The organism is Lacibacterium aquatile, assembly GCF_042683105.1.
GTDB classification, from domain to species: domain Bacteria; phylum Pseudomonadota; class Alphaproteobacteria; order Elsterales; family Elsteraceae; genus Lacibacterium; species Lacibacterium aquatile.
Map to the genome: position 1 here is coordinate 231,264 of NZ_JBHUIP010000004.1, position 18,953 is coordinate 250,216.

Annotated in this window: 16 protein-coding genes and 1 tRNA gene; 3 read left to right on the top strand and 14 right to left on the bottom strand. The window is 59.4% G+C overall.

Annotated elements, in window-relative coordinates; all coding sequences use genetic code 11:
* The first annotated feature begins 1 nt into the window (after nt 1).
* Nucleotides 2-799, top strand: coding sequence for a TatD family hydrolase (locus ACFSM5_RS06735; protein WP_379875595.1), 798 nt, complete (start codon nt 2-4; stop codon nt 797-799).
* 23 nt (nt 800-822) lie between these two features.
* Entirely contained in the window at nt 823-1,602 is a 780-nt protein-coding gene (locus tag ACFSM5_RS06740; RefSeq protein ID WP_379875538.1) for an MBL fold metallo-hydrolase, read from the top strand.
* Between the two features lie 6 nt (nt 1,603-1,608).
* Here ACFSM5_RS06740 and ACFSM5_RS06745 read toward each other — a convergent pair whose 3' ends face one another.
* Together ACFSM5_RS06745 and gph are read right to left on the bottom strand one after the other, a co-directional pair.
* Entirely contained in the window at nt 1,609-2,958 is a 1,350-nt protein-coding gene (locus ACFSM5_RS06745) for a cytidine/deoxycytidylate deaminase family protein (RefSeq protein ID WP_379875539.1), read from the bottom strand.
* 31 nt (nt 2,959-2,989) lie between these two features.
* A complete protein-coding gene (gph, locus tag ACFSM5_RS06750; RefSeq protein WP_379875540.1) occupies nt 2,990-3,715 on the bottom strand; it encodes a phosphoglycolate phosphatase in 726 nt (241 codons plus the stop codon).
* A gap of 334 nt (nt 3,716-4,049) precedes the next feature.
* Here gph and ACFSM5_RS06755 point away from each other — a divergent pair, with 334 nt between their 5' ends.
* On the top strand, nt 4,050-4,670 hold the full coding sequence (locus ACFSM5_RS06755) for a DUF4919 domain-containing protein (RefSeq protein WP_379875541.1): 621 nt from the start codon (nt 4,050-4,052) through the stop codon (nt 4,668-4,670).
* A 13-nt stretch (nt 4,671-4,683) separates the two neighbouring features.
* Here ACFSM5_RS06755 and ACFSM5_RS06760 read toward each other — a convergent pair whose 3' ends face one another.
* The 12 genes from ACFSM5_RS06760 to ACFSM5_RS06815 all read right to left on the bottom strand — a co-directional run bounded on the left by ACFSM5_RS06760 (nt 4,684) and on the right by ACFSM5_RS06815 (nt 18,906).
* Nucleotides 4,684-6,066 carry a GGDEF domain-containing protein gene (locus ACFSM5_RS06760; protein ID WP_379875542.1) on the bottom strand — a complete coding sequence of 461 codons (1,383 nt, stop codon included), beginning with the start codon at nt 6,064-6,066 and terminating at the stop codon, nt 4,684-4,686.
* A gap of 183 nt (nt 6,067-6,249) precedes the next feature.
* Nucleotides 6,250-6,325: transfer RNA gene (locus tag ACFSM5_RS06765), tRNA-Lys, on the bottom strand.
* A 97-nt stretch (nt 6,326-6,422) separates the two neighbouring features.
* Entirely contained in the window at nt 6,423-6,968 is a 546-nt protein-coding gene (coaD, locus tag ACFSM5_RS06770) for a pantetheine-phosphate adenylyltransferase (protein WP_379875543.1), read from the bottom strand.
* 47 nt (nt 6,969-7,015) lie between these two features.
* On the bottom strand, nt 7,016-9,808 hold the full coding sequence (gene gyrA / locus ACFSM5_RS06775; protein WP_379875544.1) for a DNA gyrase subunit A: 2,793 nt from the start codon (nt 9,806-9,808) through the stop codon (nt 7,016-7,018).
* Nucleotides 9,809-9,945: 137 nt separating this feature from the next.
* Entirely contained in the window at nt 9,946-10,413 is a 468-nt protein-coding gene (locus ACFSM5_RS06780) for a hypothetical protein (protein ID WP_379875545.1), read from the bottom strand.
* Nucleotides 10,414-10,487: 74 nt separating this feature from the next.
* Entirely contained in the window at nt 10,488-10,904 is a 417-nt protein-coding gene (locus tag ACFSM5_RS06785; RefSeq protein ID WP_379875546.1) for a PaaI family thioesterase, read from the bottom strand.
* A 243-nt stretch (nt 10,905-11,147) separates the two neighbouring features.
* On the bottom strand, nt 11,148-13,289 hold the full coding sequence (locus tag ACFSM5_RS06790; RefSeq protein WP_379875547.1) for an AAA family ATPase: 2,142 nt from the start codon (nt 13,287-13,289) through the stop codon (nt 11,148-11,150).
* Entirely contained in the window at nt 13,289-13,741 is a 453-nt protein-coding gene (locus ACFSM5_RS06795) for a hypothetical protein (protein WP_379875548.1), read from the bottom strand. Before ACFSM5_RS06795 ends, ACFSM5_RS06790 begins: the two co-directional genes overlap by 1 nt.
* Entirely contained in the window at nt 13,734-14,159 is a 426-nt protein-coding gene (locus tag ACFSM5_RS06800) for a hypothetical protein (RefSeq protein WP_379875549.1), read from the bottom strand. The genes ACFSM5_RS06795 and ACFSM5_RS06800 overlap by 8 nt, the downstream gene beginning before the upstream one ends.
* Nucleotides 14,159-16,153, bottom strand: coding sequence for a hypothetical protein (locus tag ACFSM5_RS06805; protein WP_379875550.1), 1,995 nt, complete (start codon nt 16,151-16,153; stop codon nt 14,159-14,161). The genes ACFSM5_RS06800 and ACFSM5_RS06805 overlap by 1 nt, the downstream gene beginning before the upstream one ends.
* Nucleotides 16,143-17,720, bottom strand: coding sequence for a site-specific integrase (locus ACFSM5_RS06810; protein ID WP_379875551.1), 1,578 nt, complete (start codon nt 17,718-17,720; stop codon nt 16,143-16,145). The genes ACFSM5_RS06805 and ACFSM5_RS06810 overlap by 11 nt, the downstream gene beginning before the upstream one ends.
* Nucleotides 17,713-18,906: a tyrosine-type recombinase/integrase gene (locus ACFSM5_RS06815; protein ID WP_379875552.1), complete on the bottom strand. Its 1,194-nt coding sequence runs from the start codon at nt 18,904-18,906 to the stop codon at nt 17,713-17,715. The genes ACFSM5_RS06810 and ACFSM5_RS06815 overlap by 8 nt, the downstream gene beginning before the upstream one ends.
* Between the last annotated feature and the right edge of the window lie 47 nt (nt 18,907-18,953).

An 18,953-nucleotide genomic window follows, 5' to 3' on the forward strand; every position in this document is an offset into this window, starting at 1 on the left:
GTTGCTGGTCGACAGCCATTGCCACCTCGATTTCCCGGATTTCTCCGAGGAACTCGAGGCCGTGGTGGCGCGGGCGGGGGATGCCGGTATCGGCCTCATGCTGACGATCGGCACCAAGCTTGAAAAATTCCCCGGCGTGCTGGCGATTGCGGAGCGATTCCCGAACGTCTATTGCACGGTCGGTGTGCATCCGCATGAAGCCGAGCACGATTGGGGCTATGCCGCAGAAACCCTGGTGGATCTGGCCAAGCATCCCAAGGTGGTCGGCATCGGCGAGACGGGCCTGGATTATTTCTACGACCACAGCCCGCGCGATCTGCAGATCAAGTCCTTCCGCGCACATATCGAGGCTGCCCGTCAGACCGGACTGCCCTTGATCGTCCATACCCGCGACGCCGACGACGATACCATCCGGGTGATGGAGGAGGAGAAGCGGGCAGGGGATTATTCTGCCGTCATCCATTGCTTTACCGGGACCCAGCGTCTGGCGGATGCCAGCCTGGCCATGGGCTTCTTCATAAGCCTGTCGGGCATCCTGACCTTCAAGAACGCCGTCGATCTGCGGGCTGTGGTCAAAAGCGTGCCGACCGACCGGCTGCTGGTGGAAACCGACAGCCCTTATCTGGCGCCGATCCCCCATCGCGGTAAGCGCAACGAGCCTGCCTTCACGGCCCATACGGCCAAGTTCGCCGCGGATCTGAAGGAAGAGGATCAGGCCCGCTTCGCCAGCGCAACCACGGAGAACTTCTTCCGTCTTTTCAATAAGATACCCCGCTCAGCTCTGGCCCAGGCGGCCTGAAGGGCGAGGGCAGGGCTGGCCGCATGCGGATCACTATTCTCGGGTGCGGCGGCTCCGGCGGCGTGCCGATGGTCGGCGGCGATTGGGGCAAGTGCGATCCAGCCGAGCCTCGTAATGCCCGCACCCGCTGTTCGATCCTGGTGGAAGAAGCGGGCAGGCGGCTCCTGGTGGATACCTCCCCCGATCTGAGGGCCCAGATGCTGGCGGCGAAGGTCGATGGGCTGGAGGCTGTTCTCTGGACCCACAGCCATGCCGACCACCTGAACGGTATTGACGATCTGCGGGCGATCAACCGCCTCATCAACCGGCCCTTGCCGGTCTATGGCCCACCCGAGACCATTGCCCATGTCCAGCGGTCCTTCGCCTATGTCTTCGAGCCGCTGCCGGACGGGGTGCAGAACTTCTACAAGCCGGTGCTGGTCCCCAGCGTGATTGAGCCGGGGGACCACCTGCAAATCGCCGGAATGGATATACTCGCGTTGGAGCAGGATCACGGCTTCTCGCGCAGCTATGCCTATCGGTTCGGGCGATTTGCCTATTCAACCGATGTGGTGCGGATGAGCGAAGAAACTCTGACGGCCCTTGAGGGCATCGATGTCTGGATCGTCGATGCCTTCCGCCACGCGCCGCACACGACCCATTCGCATGTGGCTCAGACCTTGGGGTGGATCGAGCGTCTGAAGCCCAAGCGCGCGATCCTGACCCATATGACGGACGATATGGACTATCGCTCGTTGCTGTCCGAACTGCCGTCGGGTGTCGAGCCTGCCTATGACGGCATGGTTATCGAGGTTCAGCCGTAAGGATACCTACACAGCTTTCGTTCGTTCCTTGATAAGCCGTTGATTGAATTCGAAAAATTCCCGTAGATAGTCCAGACAGTAGCTATAGGTCTTAAGGTCCGCATCCGTATTCTTGGTGAAACGCGGGGGCAGGGGATATTTGTCGTCGTTTTTGATCTGCTCCAATGCGGTTCCGATGGAGATGACGACGGCCAGATCCGGGTAAAGCTGCAGTTGTTTGTTCAACGTTGGGGCGACTTTAGTCGGTTTCCAAGGCTCGAAACCCACCAGTTTTTTATTGCGCACGAAGCCGCCGTTTATCTTGGTATCGCGAACCTCTGCGAAGGGGGTTTGTGAGCCGTCTTTCCCATAGAAAACGGTCGAAATCTGCGGCTTGGCGAATCGTTTTTTGGGATCAATGGGTTCGTTCAACCAGGGCAGGTGGGTCTGGGAACAACCGGCGAGATTGGACCGCAGAGCGGTTGTCCCAAACCCGTCGTCGGTGCGGGCATAATAGGCCTTACTGCCAGGATACATGAAGGTGAAAAGCCCGGCACAGCGCGGGCAACTTTCCAGAGAAGTATAAAGTATCACTTTGTTTTTGTTGGAGAATTCTGGATCACGGTACGCGTGATTCATGATGCAGTTATATTCTCCATGCAGGGTGCTGCTGCTGGAGTTGGTATTGAGGCCGCCAGCGAGAATTAATCCGCTTTGTTCATCCACCAGAATGGCCGCGACGGCATTTCCTGCATCGAAGCCTCTTTCGACGGTGACTCGCGACAGCATACCCATCGTAACTGCCATATAGATGTCGTGCTGAACAAAACTTTGAACAGCTCCAGGACCCGTCACCCGAATGTCCGAGCCGAATGACTGATGGCCCATGGTGATGAAGTTCAGTTCAAGGTCTTCGACGGCCATATCGGCATGGATATCATCGGTGAAATAGCGCCCGACATCGCTTCTATCCACATCCTCGGCCGTGACGCTGTCGCCCTTGAAGTAACGCTTAACCGTTATATCTTGGGGCAGGGTGCCCATCGGCACAGGATAAGTGTTGAAGAAGACGCATTCGACGTCGGTCTTGAAGATATTCCCGTAGCAGGCGGAGGTTGGGGGATAGCTCGTGTAGACATAGCAGCGGCCCGGCTTGCCGAATTCGTCGATATAATTGGAAATCAACCTGAAGGCAGGGGTCACGCGCCTGCGATTTTTGCCGACGCTTCCCGAACTCCAGCCCAACACTTTGCCGGACTCCGAAACCAGAACAGCAACTTCAGCATGTTCCGAATTCTTGAGAGTATGCACTAACCTGAAAACCGCCATATGCGGGTTCTGTGTGCGTCCTTGCAGGCGACGGGTGGGCGTTGTCATGTCGCTTTGGTTCCTCCAGCGGAAGCAGCACTTAAGAAGTTGTTTCACACGTTAAGCTGACCGGGCGCAACCCATTGAGCAGGCTGACACAAGCGGCTATCAGTTCGTCGAAATGATGCAGCAGAACGTCAGGCGCCAGTTCGGCTGCCGGGATCTCGGTATAGCCGAAATCGACCAGGATCAACGGCGTTCCAGCGGCTCTCGCGGCTGCGGCGTCAACATCCGAATCGCCAATCATGATTGCGTGCGGCAGATCGCCACCCACGGCTTCTACGGCTTCGATCAGGTGCGCGGCGTTGGGTTTGGCGGCTGTCACGGCGTCTATGCCGACCACGCCGTCGAACAGTCCGATCATGCCGAGTTCGGTCAGGAGGCTACGCGATAGGTCGGTCGGTTTATTCGTACAGACCACCAGCTTGGCACCCGCCGCTTTCAGCGTTTTCAGGGCGTCTAGAACACCTGGAAACGGTAGGCTTTGATCAGCGATATGAGCACTGTAATGACTGATGAAACGGTTGAAAATCGCGGAGGTACGGGCGGCTGCTTCTTGCTCTCCAGCCATCTCAAGCCCCCAGTGCAACAACCATCGGGCTCCGCGGCTGATGAAAGGTCGGCTCTGGTCGTAGGCTAGGGGACTGAGGCCCTCCGCAATCAGGACTGCGTTCACCGCTCCAATCAGGTCCGGCGCTGTTTCGACAAGAGTTCCATCAAGGTCGAAAGCGATCGTCGCTCCGTTGAAGACGGTAAGATCGGTCAAACGCAGGATCCTCATAGGCCGGAGATCTCGATGAGATCTGGTTTGCACCCTCAGACCTAGAAATTATAACACAAACAATCTACCTAAGGCATATGCTTCGGTATGAATGAAGCTTTGTGAACACCTGATCAGCTCAGGCGGTAGAGAGCGATTTATCACCACATCCAAATGTCGCATAATTCATATTATGAGTAGTTACATTTGAGAATACTCCCTTTAAAACAAGGCATTATATCACAGTCTGCGTGCCTTGGGCCTTGCAACAAGCGTCACCGAAAAGTCGAAATTCCAATCATAAGCTCTACCTGAGCCATTCATCTGATGGGAACCGAGTATGAGCCGCTATCATCTACCGACGATTTTGACTCTACTGACGCTGGTCGGACCTGCTGCCATGGCAGAAACACCGGATGAGGCTTACAGGCGTCTGATGGCTGAACTGAAGTCCGGCAACGCCGCTATCGATTTTCAGGCTCTTCGCTCGGCCTATGTCAAAAGCACGAGTTACGATCCCTATGGGATGAAAACGACGGCGGTCGATATCCAGCGTCAGAAGGCGCAATCCTGTGAGGAAGCTATTCAGATCGCCGAGTCTCCGGACGGCCAAGCTGCTCTCTACGGGTTTCTGAGCACCCGGCCTCATATGATGATGGCGGTCTGTTACGAACGGCTTGGCAACGAGCCTCGCGGCGCTTTTCACCGGAGCGTCGCAGACGGACTCCTGAACGCTTTAGCAAGTACCGGCGACGGAAAAAGCCCGGAAACGGCTTTTAAAGCGATTTCGATCAGTGAGGAATATGATCTGCTGTCGGTTCTGAGACTCAAAGTCTCACATCAATCTCTGATGCATAAGGATGGTTACGCATTCGACGTATTTGGTGCGACCAAACAATCAGGCGATAGCGTGACCGTCTATTTCAACATAGATCCAATCATCGCCAAGCCGCGCTGGTAGCCCACCCTACCCTTCACGCGGCATTCGCGGTGCTGGCTTCCACACGGTCACGGCCGTGTTCCTTGGCGTCGTAAAGCGCGGCATCGGCCATGGATTTCAGTCCTGCGATGGTGGCTCCAACGCCTGATGGTCTCAGCGAGGCAACACCTGCGCTGACCGTCACGATCCCGGCGCTGGTGCCATTCTCATGCTTCAGCCCCATTGCGCGGACCGCCTGGGATATCTTCTCGGCAATCGCCATGGCGCCCGGAAGATCGGAGTTCGGCAGGATGACCGCGAATTCCTCCCCCCCATACCGGGCAGCAAGATCGCCGGGGCGTCGTGTGCAGCTATTGATCGCCCAGGCGACGCGGCGCAGGCATTCGTCCCCGGCCGGATGGCCATAGCGGTCGTTGAAGCGCTTGAAATGGTCGATGTCCAGCAGGATCAGAGCCAGCGGCCGGCCATCGCGATACGCCCGGTTCCATTCGGCTTCAAGCCGCTGATCGAACTGACGGCGGTTGGCGATACCGGTCAGGGCGTCGACAAAAGCCATGCGTTCCAGGGCTGAATTCAAGGTTAAGCAACAGGCGTAAAGGCTTGTCATTTCGTAAATAAAGACGGCCAATACTGAGCCGGAAGCCAGGATGGTGCACATCCGTGCCACATACCATCCCAGGGAGAAGCGAGCGCCCCCGGCCAGGGTCAAGGCCGCATCGACCAGGGAGGCGAGAATTGCGAAAGCGAGTCCCAGTTGCCCAACCGTCCGGCAACGGGTCAGCCCCAAGACGGCGATAAAGGCGATGGCATTGGCGACAAGCACGCCCTGCCCCCACAGACTATTCGCCAGGCTGAGATAGCTGTTCGTAACGATCAACTGCGGCAGCCGGTCATGACCAATGGTGGCGGCAAGCGTTGCGGCCAGCACCAGGGCGACCGAAACTGCGACCATCAGGCCAATCAGGCCCGGAGACGCCGTCGGACGCTCGACCGGGCGCTCGTAACCGTCCGCCAGAAGGTAAAGGGACACGAGGATGGGAAAACCGCCGTGCCACATAACCCAGAGCCAGACGGCACTCTGGGCCCCTGCCCCCAGCATGCCTGTCGGGCTGAACACCCCCGGAAACACCAGCATCTGGGGAATGACGATCAGACCGGAATAGAGATAGGCGCTGGCCAGCACCAGCAGCGACGGGCGCCGGAGAATTCGGTACTGGCTGGCCATCAGGTAGGCCGTCAGCAGATCGGTGATGATCACGGCCATGGCGTAAGCGGGCAGGAAAGCCGGCACCGGCGCGAGCGGCATCGCGGCATTGAAGCCTGCGGAAATCGCCAGACCACACAGAATTACCGACAGCCCGACAATCAAACGCTTCTGAAGTCGAGATGCAGGTTCGGTAGTAAAACTGATCGCCATTAAAACCGGCCTCAATAACAAGGGTCGAGGTTAAAATAGCTCTGACGTCGCCGTGGGCAACAGTGACATCTACGGGGTTTTACTTATCGATAGTTACCTGAAATGGAAAAACAAACGTCCTCCTACTGAAGGAAGTCGTTTGCGTTGATTCTAAGGTGTTATATCAGGAGATATTCTGGGAAGTGGTGAGCTCGCCGGGATTCGAACCCGGGACCCCATGATTAAAAGTCACGTGCTCTACCGACTGAGCTACGAGCTCTCACCAACCGTTACCAGAGCGAAACGAGCGTCGCTCGTCCCTGGGAACGGGGCGCACCATAGTGGCCCGCCCCTACCCGGTCAACCCTTTTAAAAGGTCAATTGAACGGCGGCGTCTGCCGGGTGCTTTTGCCCTCGGGATCGGCCTGGACAAAGCGCTCCAGCAGCGCCTTCTGGATACGGGGCGACACAAAGCGGCTGATATCGCCGCCCAGTTTACCGATCTCCTTCACGAAGCGCGAGGCGACGAACTGCTGTCCGTCCGAAGCCATCAGGAAGACAGTCTCGATTTCGGCATTCAGCTTGGCGTTCATGCCCGCCATCTGGAATTCATACTCGAAATCCGACACTGCCCGCAGACCCCGGATGATCATCGAGGCGTTGGTTTCGACCGCGAATTTCATCAGCAGGCCCGTTAGGGGACGAACCTCGATCCGGGCAGCCTGGGAGAGGTGGGACACCTCTCCCTGTACCAGATCGACCCGTTCTTCCATCGAGAAGAGCGGACCCTTCCCGGCATTCTTGGCGACCCCGATGATCAGGCGATCACAGATCTTGCAGGCCCGCTGGATGATATCCATGTGGCCGCTGGTGATCGGGTCGAAGGTGCCGGGATAGACCCCGATCCGTTCCTTCTCTGCCATATCCCCCCCCTCTTAAGAGGCGCCTTTCACGGCGCCTTTTTTGACCCTTAGCCAGCGTCGCCCGTGGGGGCTTCGGGAGCAGCGGAACCGCTCTCTTCGCCCTCAGTCGCGCCGTTGGTCTCTTCCTCATCATCACCCGTATCATCGAGGCGGGTAACGGAAACCACCCGTTCATCCTCGTCGACGCGGAAGAGCATGACGCCTTGCGTCTTGCGACCGGCGATACGGACGTCATGGATCGGCGTACGGATCAGCTTGCCACCATCGGTAACCAGCATCACCTGATCGGTTTCGGCAACCGGGAAGGCCACGGAGACCTGGCCGTTACGGGCTGTGAGTTCCATGGCGGCGATGCCCTGCCCGCCTCGGCCTGTCTTGCGATAGGCATAGGCGGAGGTGCGCTTGCCAAAGCCACGGTCAGTGACGGTCAGAACGAATTCTTCTGCCACCTGCAGCTGGATGAAGCGCTCCTCGGTCATGGCGATATCGGCCATCGAACCGGTTTCTTCGGCATCGGCAGTCTCGTCCACGGCTTCACCAAGCTGGCGGCGGCGCTGGCTGGCGAGCCGCAGATATTCCTCGCGCTCCTCGGCCGTGGCATCGACACCGCGCAGGATGGTCATGGAGATGACCTGATCGTCCTTGGCCAGACGAATACCACGCACGCCGGTCGAGTTGCGGCCGGTGAAGACGCGCACGTCGGTCACGGAGAAGCGGATCGCTTTGCCCTGCTGGGTCGACAGCAGCACGTCCTGATCACCACGGCAGACCGCCACGCCGACCAGATCGCCGAGGCTCTCGCCATTCTCATCCTCGAGCTTCATGGCGATTTTGCCATTGGCCCGGATGTTCAGGAAGTCCGACAGCTCGTTGCGGCGCACTTCACCCAGCGAGGTCGAGAACATGATGTTCAGACCTTCGCGTTCCTCGGGCTCCGGCAGTGGCAGCACGGTGGCGATACGCTCGCCCGGGACTAGAGACGGCAGCATCTGGATCATCGGCTTGCCGCGGCTCTGCGGGGTGCCTTCCGGCAGACGCCAAACCTTCAGCTCGAACGCACGGCCCTTGGTGGTGAAGAACAGCACCGGAGTGTGAGTATTGGCGACAAACAGACGCTCGACGAAATCCTCGTCGCGCGTTGCCATACCGCTGCGGCCCTTGCCGCCGCGACGCTGCGCCCGATAGGTATTCAGCGGCACGCGCTTGATATAACCGGCATGGCTGACCGTCACGACGCAGTCTTCACGCTCGATCAGATCTTCGATGTCGGTATCGAAACCGGCGGTCTCGATGGTCGTGCGGCGCGGGTTGCCGAATTCGTCGCGGATCGCGATCAGTTCGGCGCGGATGATATCCAGAACGCGGGTGCGATTGCCCAGAATATCCAGGAAGTCTTTGATCTGCTCGCCCAGTTCGGTCAGTTCGCCCGCGATCTTGTCGCGTTCGAGACCGGTCAGGCGTTGCAGGCGCAGATCCAGGATAGCCTTGGCCTGAGCTTCCGACAGGCGGTAGGTATTATCCGCGGCCAGCGGATAGTCCGGATCGTCAATCAGCCGGATCAGCGCGGCAACATCCTGGGCAGGCCAGGAACGCGCAAGCAGCCCTTCGCGGGCAACCGAGGGATCGGGCGCGTTGCGGATCAGGGCGATGATCTCGTCGATATTGGCAACGGCGATGGAAAGACCGGCCAACACATGGGCGCGCTCGCGGGCCTTGCGCAGCTCGAACGCCGTGCGACGGCTGACGACCTGTTCGCGGAAGACGCAGAAGGCGTGAATGACCTCCTTCAGCGTCATCATCGCCGGACGGCCACCGTCGATCGCCAGCATATTGACGCCGAAGCTGACCTGCAGCTGCGAGTGACGATAAAGCTGATTTAGCACCACATCGGCCGAGGCATCGCGCTTCAGCTCGATCACCACGCGCACGCCGTCGCGGTCGGATTCGTCGCGCAGGTCCGAAATGCCTTCGATGACCTTGTCGTTCACCAGTTCCGCGATGCGTTCCAGCATGCGGGCCTTGTTCACCTGATAGGGAACTTCGGTGACGATGATCGCTTCACGGTCCTTGCGGATTTCCTCCACATGGGTGCGCGAGCGCATCATGACCGAACCACGGCCGGTGCGATAAGCCTCGATGATGCCGGAACGGCCCATGATCAGGCCGCCGGTCGGGAAATCGGGACCCGGCAGCGCCTCCATCAGCATTTCGACCGACACGTCGTTGTCGTCGAGATACATCAGGCAGGCATTGATGACTTCGGACAGATTATGCGGCGGGATGTTTGTTGCCATGCCTACCGCGATACCGCCGGCGCCATTGACCAGCAGGTTCGGGAATTCGGCCGGAAGAACCGAGGGTTCTTTCTCGCTGTTATCGTAGTTTTCGACGAAATCGACGGTGTCCTTGTCGATATCGCGGATCAGATTGTCGGAAATCTTGGAGAGGCGCGCTTCGGTATAACGCATCGCCGCCGCCTGATCGCCGTCCATCGAGCCGAAGTTGCCCTGGCCGTCGATCAGCATCTGACGCATGGAGAAATCCTGCGCCATACGGACCATCGCGAAATAGACCGCCGTATCACCATGGGGGTGATACTTACCGATGACGTCACCGACGATGCGGGCTGACTTACGGTAGGCCTTGTTCCACTCGTACCCCTGCTCCTTCATCGAGAAAAGGATGCGGCGGTGCACCGGCTTCAGACCGTCGCGGACATCGGGCAGCGCACGGGCCACGATCACGCTCATCGCGTAATCGAGGTAAGATCGGCGCATTTCCTCTTCGATGGTTACGGGCTGAATATCGCTTCCCGGAGGGGTCGGAATCTCGGTGGTCAAAACGCTTCTTCTCCAACTAGTGAGCGAGTGCGATAGGAACGCCCTCGCTTTTTCTTCGCCGTGACTTCAAAACCAAAGCGAAGTGGCGCGCAGAGTATCAGATGCCGCAGACGCGAACAATCGCCCCAAAACGGCAGTTAACCGGCGGCATTCACCGGGGCGAAATAGGTCAGTCCGACGATAAAACGATATTCGGCAAAACGGACATTAAGGTCGGTGACGCTGGGCCAAAACCCTTCGACAAATGCATAATCCATGCTGGTGAAGATGAAGACGCCCATCTCGTTTTTCGCGCAATAGATAGCGAAATCCAGGATGTCATCGTCAGCCGTGTCCGGTTCGATCACCAGGATGTCCCGCTCTTCAGCAAAGCAGTCGTCGATCACGCCATCGGCATCTTCCAGCCAGTCTTCGAACTCCATCATGTCGATGGAGCCCATCAGGTCCATATTGCCCAGAAGCTGGATGTGATCGACTTCCTCGGTATCTTGAATCTGGGCTTCGATCCAGTCGATCACGTGATGGCGCTGAAATTCATTCTCGATATTGAAGATGGTCAGATGGCCGGGTTGCATCCGGTCAAAGAGGTCATCCTTGCTGAACATCCAGGGTCCTCGAATTAACTATCTTGCCGAGTGTATTGCCGCCGCACGCTAGCAGACGCAAGTGCTTAACGCCATTAGCTTTCCGCGCCCAAAACCTGTGCAGAGCGATCCGGCGGCAGGGCATAGGTTCCAACGGCATGGGCAACGGCCCGGTCTGGCCCCTCGCCTTCGCTCCAGATCAGCATATCGCCAATTGCCAGCTTGGCACCCATCTTCAGGCACCGGGCCTCCCCGATCAGCGCAACCGGCTTGGGGCGTCGCAGGAAATGCATATTGAGGTCGGTTGTGACCGCCAGCTCGACCCGCCCGATCAGCGACATGATCACGCCGTAGAAGGCGATATCGGCCAGCCCAAACATTGCCGGACCGCAGATCGTACCGCCAGGGCGCAGGATCTCCTCGGACGGCGGCAGGCGTAGCGTGACCTTGCCTCGCTCCCACCCCATGATCTCGATGCCGAGGCGCCCCACATAGGGAACCTGATCGCGCATGATGGGCGCGAATTCCTCGGCTGAGAACGCGGGTGCGGGAGAATGCTGCAAGGGATCCCTCGCGTGGCTTCTTAGAAGGGTACTAACTGGTTTGACACTGTCAACTGTGTATGTATCTCGTTGGCAGTGCTCATGTTTTTCCCCTACTGCGATCGCCATTTGTAAACTAAGGCGCTGCTGCATATAGCTGTGTTCGCCGGAATATGGACCGGGGATGGTGGTAGAGTCCAGACGACTCGTATGTCAGGCTGCGGCCAATTCCATCGCGAAGGCCGTGGTGCGTTCATCGTCGCGCTCGATGCAGCGCTCAAGGGCCTGCTGGGAGCCAACTAGGATCACCTGCTCGATGCCGCGGGTGATGGCCGTGTAGAGCCAGCGCCGTGTCAGGATCCGGGTGCCGTCGAGCAACACGATGACGATCCTGGCTTCGGAGCCTTGGGCTCGGTGGCAGGTGATGCCCCATGCCGACTGCATCTCGATCAGCGCTTCCGGTGAGAGCGCTCGGGGTTCAACTTCCCCATCGAGCAGGATCTCGACGGGCTCGATCGATGCCACTGAGCCCATGAGGCCGTTCATCAGTGCCTCGTCGTAGCGATTCCGGCCGCAGATAACCGGGTCGCCGATGCTGACGAAGGCCGCCTGCGGCCCGAGACGGGTGCCGACGGCGCCCTGCTGGCGGCGCTGATCCTGCATCGCCTGATTGATGTCCCGGCAGGTCTGGCGCAGTCCCGCGATGACCAGGAGATCGTCATTGCTGATCTGGGCGGCGGTGCAGTCCTGGCGCAGCTGGGCCAGGGCGACGAGTTGCTCGTCGTCGTCGCACTCCAGAAGTGTCAGCCCTGGCTGGATGCCGTTGTAGGCCGGCGGTCTGAGGGGTTGCCCCTGCCGAACCTGGGTGGCACCCGTGACGATATCGTTGCCGGCGGCTTGGCGCTGCACCTGGGTCAGATAGAGGACGTCGTCATTGGCGGCCACTAGGTCATGGTAGACGCAGCCGAGGCCGATCGGCGGCAGCTGGGCGACGTCGCCGACGATCACGAGGCTCGCCCCGTCGGGAATGAGGGGCAGCAGTTTGCTCCAGGCGACCAGATCGACCATCGACCCTTCGTCGATGATCACCATCGTCTGGCTATCGATGAAGGGCAGCAAGTCGGGGACTGCCCTGCCCTGGCCGACCAGCTGCTGGCGTTTCGTCAAGCCATGCAGCAGGCGGGCGATTGTGGTGGCGAGGCGCCCGGTTGAGCGGGAGAGCCGGAGCGCAGCCTTGCCGGCCAGGCTGGCGAGGATGACGCGGCCTCCCCTCGCCTCATGGGCAGCGACCAGGGCCCGCATGGTGGTGGTCTTGCCTGTGCCGGCGAAGCCCTGCAGAAGGGCAAAGCGCCGGCACAGGATCTCGACGACAGCGGTGCGCTGTTCGTCGGTCAGCCCCGTGAGGTGGTGATGGATATCCGGTTCGTGAGCGAAGGAAGAACCGACCCGCCGAATACGGTTGATCTCGGTAGCGACACGGCGTTCCAGAGCGGCGGCGCCAGGCGGGCGCAGCAGATCACCCCGGCGCAGAACACGTTTAGCCGCCAGGCCGGCCTGCAGTGCTGCTGCCGGGTCGACCCGCAGCTTCGCCAGTCGAGCTTCGAACTCGTCTTGCTGGGCGGCGGTATCGCCGCTGTCCAGAATGTCCCGCCAGACGGCGTCGCACGCTCCGATGAGGCGGTCTGGATGTTGGCCCGGGTCACTCACGCCGGCGGTGCTGAGCAGCCGCTGAGCGAGATGATCGGCCTTGGCCCAGGGTACCACCCCGGCCAGGGCGTAAGGATGCCGCTGCAACTTGGCCCAGGCGTCTTTGGAGCCGATCAGGCGATAGAGCGCGCGGGCCGCCGGACGGTCGCTGACGCCGATATCTTCCAGGTTCCGGTAGAACTCGCCCTCGGCAATTGCGTTGGCTTCGGCCGTCTGGCGTTTGGCAAGGCGTGCCATCACCAGGCTGGCGAGCTTGATGCCGGTGGCCGAGCGCCCGGGTGCCAGGGCTTCGGCGATATCTGTCAGGCGCGTCGGGTCATCGAGGACGTCGAGCAGATCCGGCCCGAAGCGATCCAGCAACCGCTGGGCGCGTTCCGGCCCGATGCCCGGTAAGGTCTGCAGCCAAGGGCCGAGTAACCGCCCGCTGGTCCGCAGGCGGTCGGCCGTCGTCGCTTCGATCTGGCGATGGCGAATGCCACGGGCGTCGGTATAGGTGCCCTCGGTACCGCTGACCTCGAAGAGATCTCCCGATGCTGGGAAGATGCGTTCGGCCAGTTTGACGATCAGGCGCTGGCCGTCGGGTTGCTGGCCGGAGAAGATCACGCCGCCGGCATGTTCCGACAGGATGGTGTCGACCAGGACCTGCATCAGATACGGGGCGGAATGCCGCCGTCCTCGTAGATGCGGAGCTTTTCTTCGAGGGCGCGCACCTGCAGGGTCAGGCGTTCGATCTCGTCCTGGGCGGCGCGAAGCTCATCGAGCATGACGCCGGCAGCGGCCGACTGCTCGGCAGCCGCCTGGGCATCATCTTTGGCCTGGGTCGCAATCTGCGACAGGCGGCGTTCGATGATCTCGTCTTCGTCGGAGCGGCCGCGCGCTCCGATCGGCAGGATGCCCTGCTCCTCGGCCAGGGCGTTGATGGTGGCCTTCAGGGCTTCTTTGCGATGGAAATGCTGGGCGTCGCTCGGGGCCAGGCCCAGGTCGCGGCAGAGCGCCAGAACATTGACCTTGCCGTCGTTGGTCGCGGGGAGACGTTTGCTGGCGGCGATGAACTCGTCCATCCGGGTCGAGATTTCCTCCTCGACGTTGCGCTTAGCCATCGCTGCGGTTCCGGTCGATCGGGGGCAGCGGGCGATCAAGCTCCTCCGGCGAGATGCCCCGGGCGTGAGCGTTGTATTGGTAGCGAACGAAGGTGCCCTTATAGAGTTCGATCTCGGCTTCCAGCCGGCGCTTATCATCTTCTAGCGACTTGATGCGTTCCTTCAGAATCCGGATGGCCGGGTCGATCGGCTGATGCGCAGGGGTCTGGTCACGTTTGGCTTGGTAGGCGGCTTTGATCTCGGCGTGTTTTTCGAGGGCTTGCCGGGTCCAATTGGCATGCAGGCGCCGTTCGGCCTCGATGACGATTTCCTCCCAGGTGATGGCGCGCGGCCAGCCCCTGATGAATTCGCAGATGACCTCGATGGACGCTTTGGTGATGCGGGTGCGTTTCTTGATGACTCTGCGGGGGCGCTGCATCACAGCCTCGGTAGCGGTTTATTGCCGTGGATCTCGGGAGCTGATGGGTTGATTTGCACCAATGTGCCGTCGGGTATGGTTACGTCGTCGTGAACGGCGAGTGCCTTGTTCAGACCTTCGATCATCGCGTCATTGTGCGCGAGATGGTTCGACGCGCCATACGTCCCATCATTCAATTCCACTAAGGCCCTTTCTCTCATCCATTTATGTTCTTCCAGCAGCGTTTCGGTGTTCGTCCGCTGTTTCTCGTCTCCCTTGACGACCAGTAGGTCGTTGCATTTTGCGCAGGAGGCGTGGGTCGGACATGGGGCGAGGCTCCAGTCGTTGATGCAGCCGCCGATGTCGGTCGTATGCTGAGTGTTCAGCATCGATTCGCGAAAGGCTTCCCGTGTGGTAGGCGGGAGCCGGTCATGAATTTCTGCAATGGCCCCTCTGACCTGACCGTTGGCGAGGAGCGTTCGGCTACGCTCAGCCAGTTCCATGGCCGAGACATGATCGTATTCCGCGTTCTGGCCGGCTTCCTTGCGGCCGAACCATTTCGCGATGACGTGCTGCCCCATACCGCCGCGTTGGGCCAGCGTATTGAGCCAATGGCGGAACTGGTGGGAGGTGAGTTCGATGGGCGTGCCGTCCGGCATGCTGTAGCCGAACCTGTCGAAGGCTGAGCGAATGCGATACCTGCCTGCTTCGCGACTTTGTAGGAAATCATTAAGGCGGCCATCTGTGACGATATCAATCTGACAGGGGCATGTGCTTTTTTGCGCATTCAGGAAGTGCAGATGCACCAGAAAGAGATGCTTTGATAAGGGGATGGGAGAGCTTGGCGGCAGGCTTGGCTGCCGAGCAATACAGGCGGCCTCAAGATCGGCGCGCTTTATCCGGCCGTCGTTGTAAGGAATGCCGACTGTTCGGCACCAATTCAGTCCGCCCTTTGGGGCGAGGTTCAAAATTTCCTCGACCTCACGCAACGTAAGGCTGCCAGCTTCGTCGAATTTGGCCGGCAAGGGAACTCGGCCGGGGTTTTCTTCGGTGAAGCGTGCAACCTCCCGAGCGCTGTCGGTATAGAGGCGTATGTCGGCGATGGCGCGCTTGGCTAGGTCGACCATGGGAGTCGGCAGCCATTTGATGTCCGGATCAGCGCCTTTCTCGGGCCAATACCGGATACCATAGCGAATGATCTGGTTACCTTGCCCGTCCAGCATTGGCTGGCCGTTCTCGAAGGCCGGCTCGGTTATTTCACAGTGAACCGGTAGCGTCAGAAGTTCGTTGATGCGCCAGCCCCCGCACACCAGTAGTTCGATCGCTCGCATCAGCACGATGTCGGCGGGCTCGGTTACGCGATTGGCGATTTCCGCCAGGGCATCGAGGGCCTCTGGGCCGGGCAGTTTTTCGGCCCTGCGCATCTCGTGTTCTTTACCGATCCGAGTGTGGTCATGCACTACCCTCGGGAAAGGGTTCTTGAAGGCGACTTGTGTGCGGCTGATCGAGAAAGTGTCCAACACTTCTGCGATTTCGCAGAGGAACAGGCCTACGCGATATCGTGAGCTTTCCGCCTCGCGTGCCTTGCAGGCGCCTGCTGCCGAATGGAAGTGCGCTGGTGTGATCTGTGTGGGGTCGTAGCCTTGATCCGCCAGCGTATCATGGAGATACCGCGATGAGCGGATGAGTGCGTTGTGGTTCTCTGGAGCCTTCGGTTTGGCTTCTTGCCGAATCCGGACAATCGCCTTCACGAACGAAGCGAAGGGTTCTGACATGGGCGTGCGCCCTGCCATGCTTTGAGAGGTGCCGCCCTCGTGCGTGCTAAAATATAATTTCCAGGTGCTCTTCCCTGATGAAACGCGCGCTATCGCGTCCTTCGTGACGTCCCAGACCGGCGCATCGAAGTCGAGATCGCTGCCAAAAGCCTTCACCTCATGGCGGGCTCGATTGATGTAGCGGGCCAGATTTGTGCTGGCATCGCGATCTCGCAGCGAAAGCAGAACGTCATGAGGCATGGCTCTGGTCCTTGCTGCGGATAGTGTCGATGCGGTCGATGACGTCCGCGATCGCCAAGATTGTGTTGTCGTGAATGCTGATGAACTTGGCGTCGTAGCCCTGGGCAACCCGATCCTCACGCAAGGTGATTAGCCCCTGCAGAGCCTTGTCGTGAGGCCCGTCGATCCACGCCTGGAAGCGCGGACAGGTATAGCAGGCGATCGGTGCCGTCAGGCCGCAGAAGGAAAACGAACCGCAACTGCCGACGGGGTCGAAGACGTCCGTCTTGCGATCTGCGAAATAAACCCGGCTGCCGCGTTCTCCTGCCCGCTTCGCCTGGGCTTCGGTCTTGATGACCTCGCCCATGAAGGCTTGGGCCAAGGGGCCGAGTTCCAGCGCCATGGCGGCGTCGAGTTTTTCGACGATGTCGCTCTTGAGGTCGAAGTAGACCTGAACGTTCTGAAGGTCGGTGTGATCGAGGGCGTCTGCGACGACGACCTGAGAGGCGCCCTCGCGGACCAGCCGGGTAGCGAAGGTGTACCGCAGCCGCCGGGGGGATACGTGCAGAGGTTTGCCTGTGCGAGGAGATATTACGCGCAGTTGCTCGGCTGCTTGCTTGATAACTTCCTTGGCAAACAAGGGCGCCGAGTAGTGATAGCGGAACTCACGAAGAGGGCTGCTATCGCTGATATCCTCGCGAGGTTTCGAGCGACGAAAGAGCGGTGCGGCGTACGCGCAATATTCCATCTCGCGCGTTTCTTTTTTGTTCTCCAACACAAGCGCCTCAACCAAGGCGCCGATCTCGGCATTGAGGCGTCGGGTGCGGAACTGTGCTCGGGAGGTCGTATCGCCCTTTTTGTGGCGGGGTATCCGTATCTGATAGACGACACCTTCTGCGTTGTCGGTCGTCAGCTTCTCAAAATCCTCGTCTCGCAGCAGCGTCAGAGGGCCTGTATTGCTACCGAAGGCAATGCAAAGCCAGAGTGCGACTTGCTCCTTTAGGCTGAGTCTGTTGGTAACGCGTGCCGCTCGAAGCGCGTTCTGCAGAGCCACGATCTCGGGGTCAGTGAGTGGCCCTTCGTTTGGGTCGGCTGATCTGACGGCTTCACCCTTGGTGTTGCCTCCGATGACAAGTTCGTCGGCTTGGAGCGCAACCTCGGTTGAGAATCCCGGTAATCCTTGGTCGAGGCACCAGTTGTACCATTTGCGGATATAGTGGAGGCGATAGGCCTCATGCTTTCCAAAGGACGCGCGAACTTCGCTGATTGCGGCGTAGGGAATGTCTTCCCCGCTTTCGCAGGCTTCGCGGAAGACTTGTGTGGGCCACAGGCTCTGAAGTGCGCCCCAGTTTCCCTTAATTTCGCCCACGGAATACATTTTGATGAGGTGGATGAAATACTGCCTCGTCGCTTCGAGGATGCCTGTGCTGGGGATGCTGATATCTCGCCAGTTGATCCTCATTGGGAAGGTAGGGTCGTTCAGAATCCAGACATGGCTGGAAATGTCGACTGGCAAGCCAGATCGGTCGTAAATAATCTTGGATGTCAGGTTTTCGGCGAACGCTTGCTTTCGTGCGTATTCAGACATCGAAGATCTTCCTCTGAAGTAGGAGGAGCATATCCTGGGATTTCCGTTCAATCGAACGATTTGTGTATGTAAGTGCTCGCGTCGATTCTTTCTTCCAGCCCATGAGATAATTACGCATAGACATTTCTAAGGCATCATTAAGGCGCTCATCGGGATGTATATCGTTTTTCCGTTCCTGTTCGCGCATTGCGTCGCATGTCTCGGAAAAACGGTCATTCCAGTCGTGCCGAAGGATATGCGGCCCGAAGTCGTGCGGCAGGTCGGGGACACAGGAGCGCAGTCGTTCGAAGATGTCGTTGACGCTGGAGAGCGATAGCGCCCTGCCCTTGCGGCCGGCGAAGATGTACGGGTGGCGTTTGGCTTCCGGATAGAGCACCCGGTTGCTCCGATGGTCGATCACCCAGGTCTCCAGAATGTTCCGCAGATTTTGGTCGAGCGGCAGAATCCGGGCGGCCGTCTTGACGAGCGGTTGGCGTCCTCGGTTGTCTTCAGGGTCGTCTGCCCGGCGGTGGACGGTCAGCGTCGGCGAATCTCCGTTGAGCTTGAGATCCTGTCCCTTGATGACCAGCGCCTCGGCTCGGCGAACGCCGAGTGCGTAGTAGGTCATGATGAGCGCGTAGTTGCGTTGTCGCACATGGGGCGCGAATGGGTTTTTCGGCGAATCTGGTTTGATGACTGATAGCAATCGCTCGCGCTGGCTTGGATCCAGCCCGTAGCGCTTCTTGCTCGGCGCGCTGCGGGTCAGCCCGCTGATCATCTCTTCCCAGGAGGCAAGCTTGGCGTTGGCCTGTTCGAAGAGTCCCGACCTCAAGGAGATGCGGTGGATGACGCACTTAGTGCGCCAACTGACATAGGCTTTGAAGGCATGGACCCGGTCATAGTGCGTCGATGGATGCACAACGGCGGCTTTGGGAGATTCCCAAGCCTTGCCGATCGATTTCTTCCGGCGTTGCCGGAGCCAGTTTACGAGGTCGGTCGTCTCTTCCTGGGTGAAGAGGTCGCAGCTATCGATCCGTTGGTCGATGTCGATCCGACGATCCTCAGCCCACTCCAATGAAAGGGCGATGCTATCCAGCGCTTTGCCGATCGTGTTGACCGATCGGCCGGCGACACGAATCTGGCTCGTGCTGTAGCGGGTGGTGAAAGGATCTGGGAGGCCGGTCTTGGAATCGATCAGCAGCGCCAAGCGCTCGCCGCTTACGTCTTTGATATAGTTTACGCGGTATCGCGGCG

Excerpts from the sequence above, each read along its gene's own strand:
- ACFSM5_RS06810 (WP_379875551.1), bottom strand. The coding sequence starts at position 17,720 with ATGTCTGAATACGCACGAAAGCAAGCGTTCGCCGAAAACCTGACATCC.
- coaD (WP_379875543.1), bottom strand. The coding sequence starts at position 6,968 with ATGGCAGAGAAGGAACGGATCGGGGTCTATCCCGGCACCTTCGACCCG.
- ACFSM5_RS06800 (WP_379875549.1), bottom strand. The coding sequence starts at position 14,159 with ATGCAGCGCCCCCGCAGAGTCATCAAGAAACGCACCCGCATCACCAAA.
- ACFSM5_RS06780 (WP_379875545.1), bottom strand. The coding sequence starts at position 10,413 with ATGTTCAGCAAGGATGACCTCTTTGACCGGATGCAACCCGGCCATCTG.
- ACFSM5_RS06805 (WP_379875550.1), bottom strand. The coding sequence starts at position 16,153 with ATGCCTCATGACGTTCTGCTTTCGCTGCGAGATCGCGATGCCAGCACA.
- ACFSM5_RS06795 (WP_379875548.1), bottom strand. The coding sequence starts at position 13,741 with ATGGCTAAGCGCAACGTCGAGGAGGAAATCTCGACCCGGATGGACGAG.
- ACFSM5_RS06785 (WP_379875546.1), bottom strand. The coding sequence starts at position 10,904 with ATGCGCGATCAGGTTCCCTATGTGGGGCGCCTCGGCATCGAGATCATG.
- ACFSM5_RS06790 (WP_379875547.1), bottom strand. The coding sequence starts at position 13,289 with ATGCAGGTCCTGGTCGACACCATCCTGTCGGAACATGCCGGCGGCGTG.
- ACFSM5_RS06755 (WP_379875541.1), top strand. The coding sequence starts at position 4,050 with ATGAGCCGCTATCATCTACCGACGATTTTGACTCTACTGACGCTGGTC.
- ACFSM5_RS06745 (WP_379875539.1), bottom strand. The coding sequence starts at position 2,958 with ATGACAACGCCCACCCGTCGCCTGCAAGGACGCACACAGAACCCGCAT.
- ACFSM5_RS06740 (WP_379875538.1), top strand. The coding sequence starts at position 823 with ATGCGGATCACTATTCTCGGGTGCGGCGGCTCCGGCGGCGTGCCGATG.
- ACFSM5_RS06760 (WP_379875542.1), bottom strand. The coding sequence starts at position 6,066 with ATGGCGATCAGTTTTACTACCGAACCTGCATCTCGACTTCAGAAGCGT.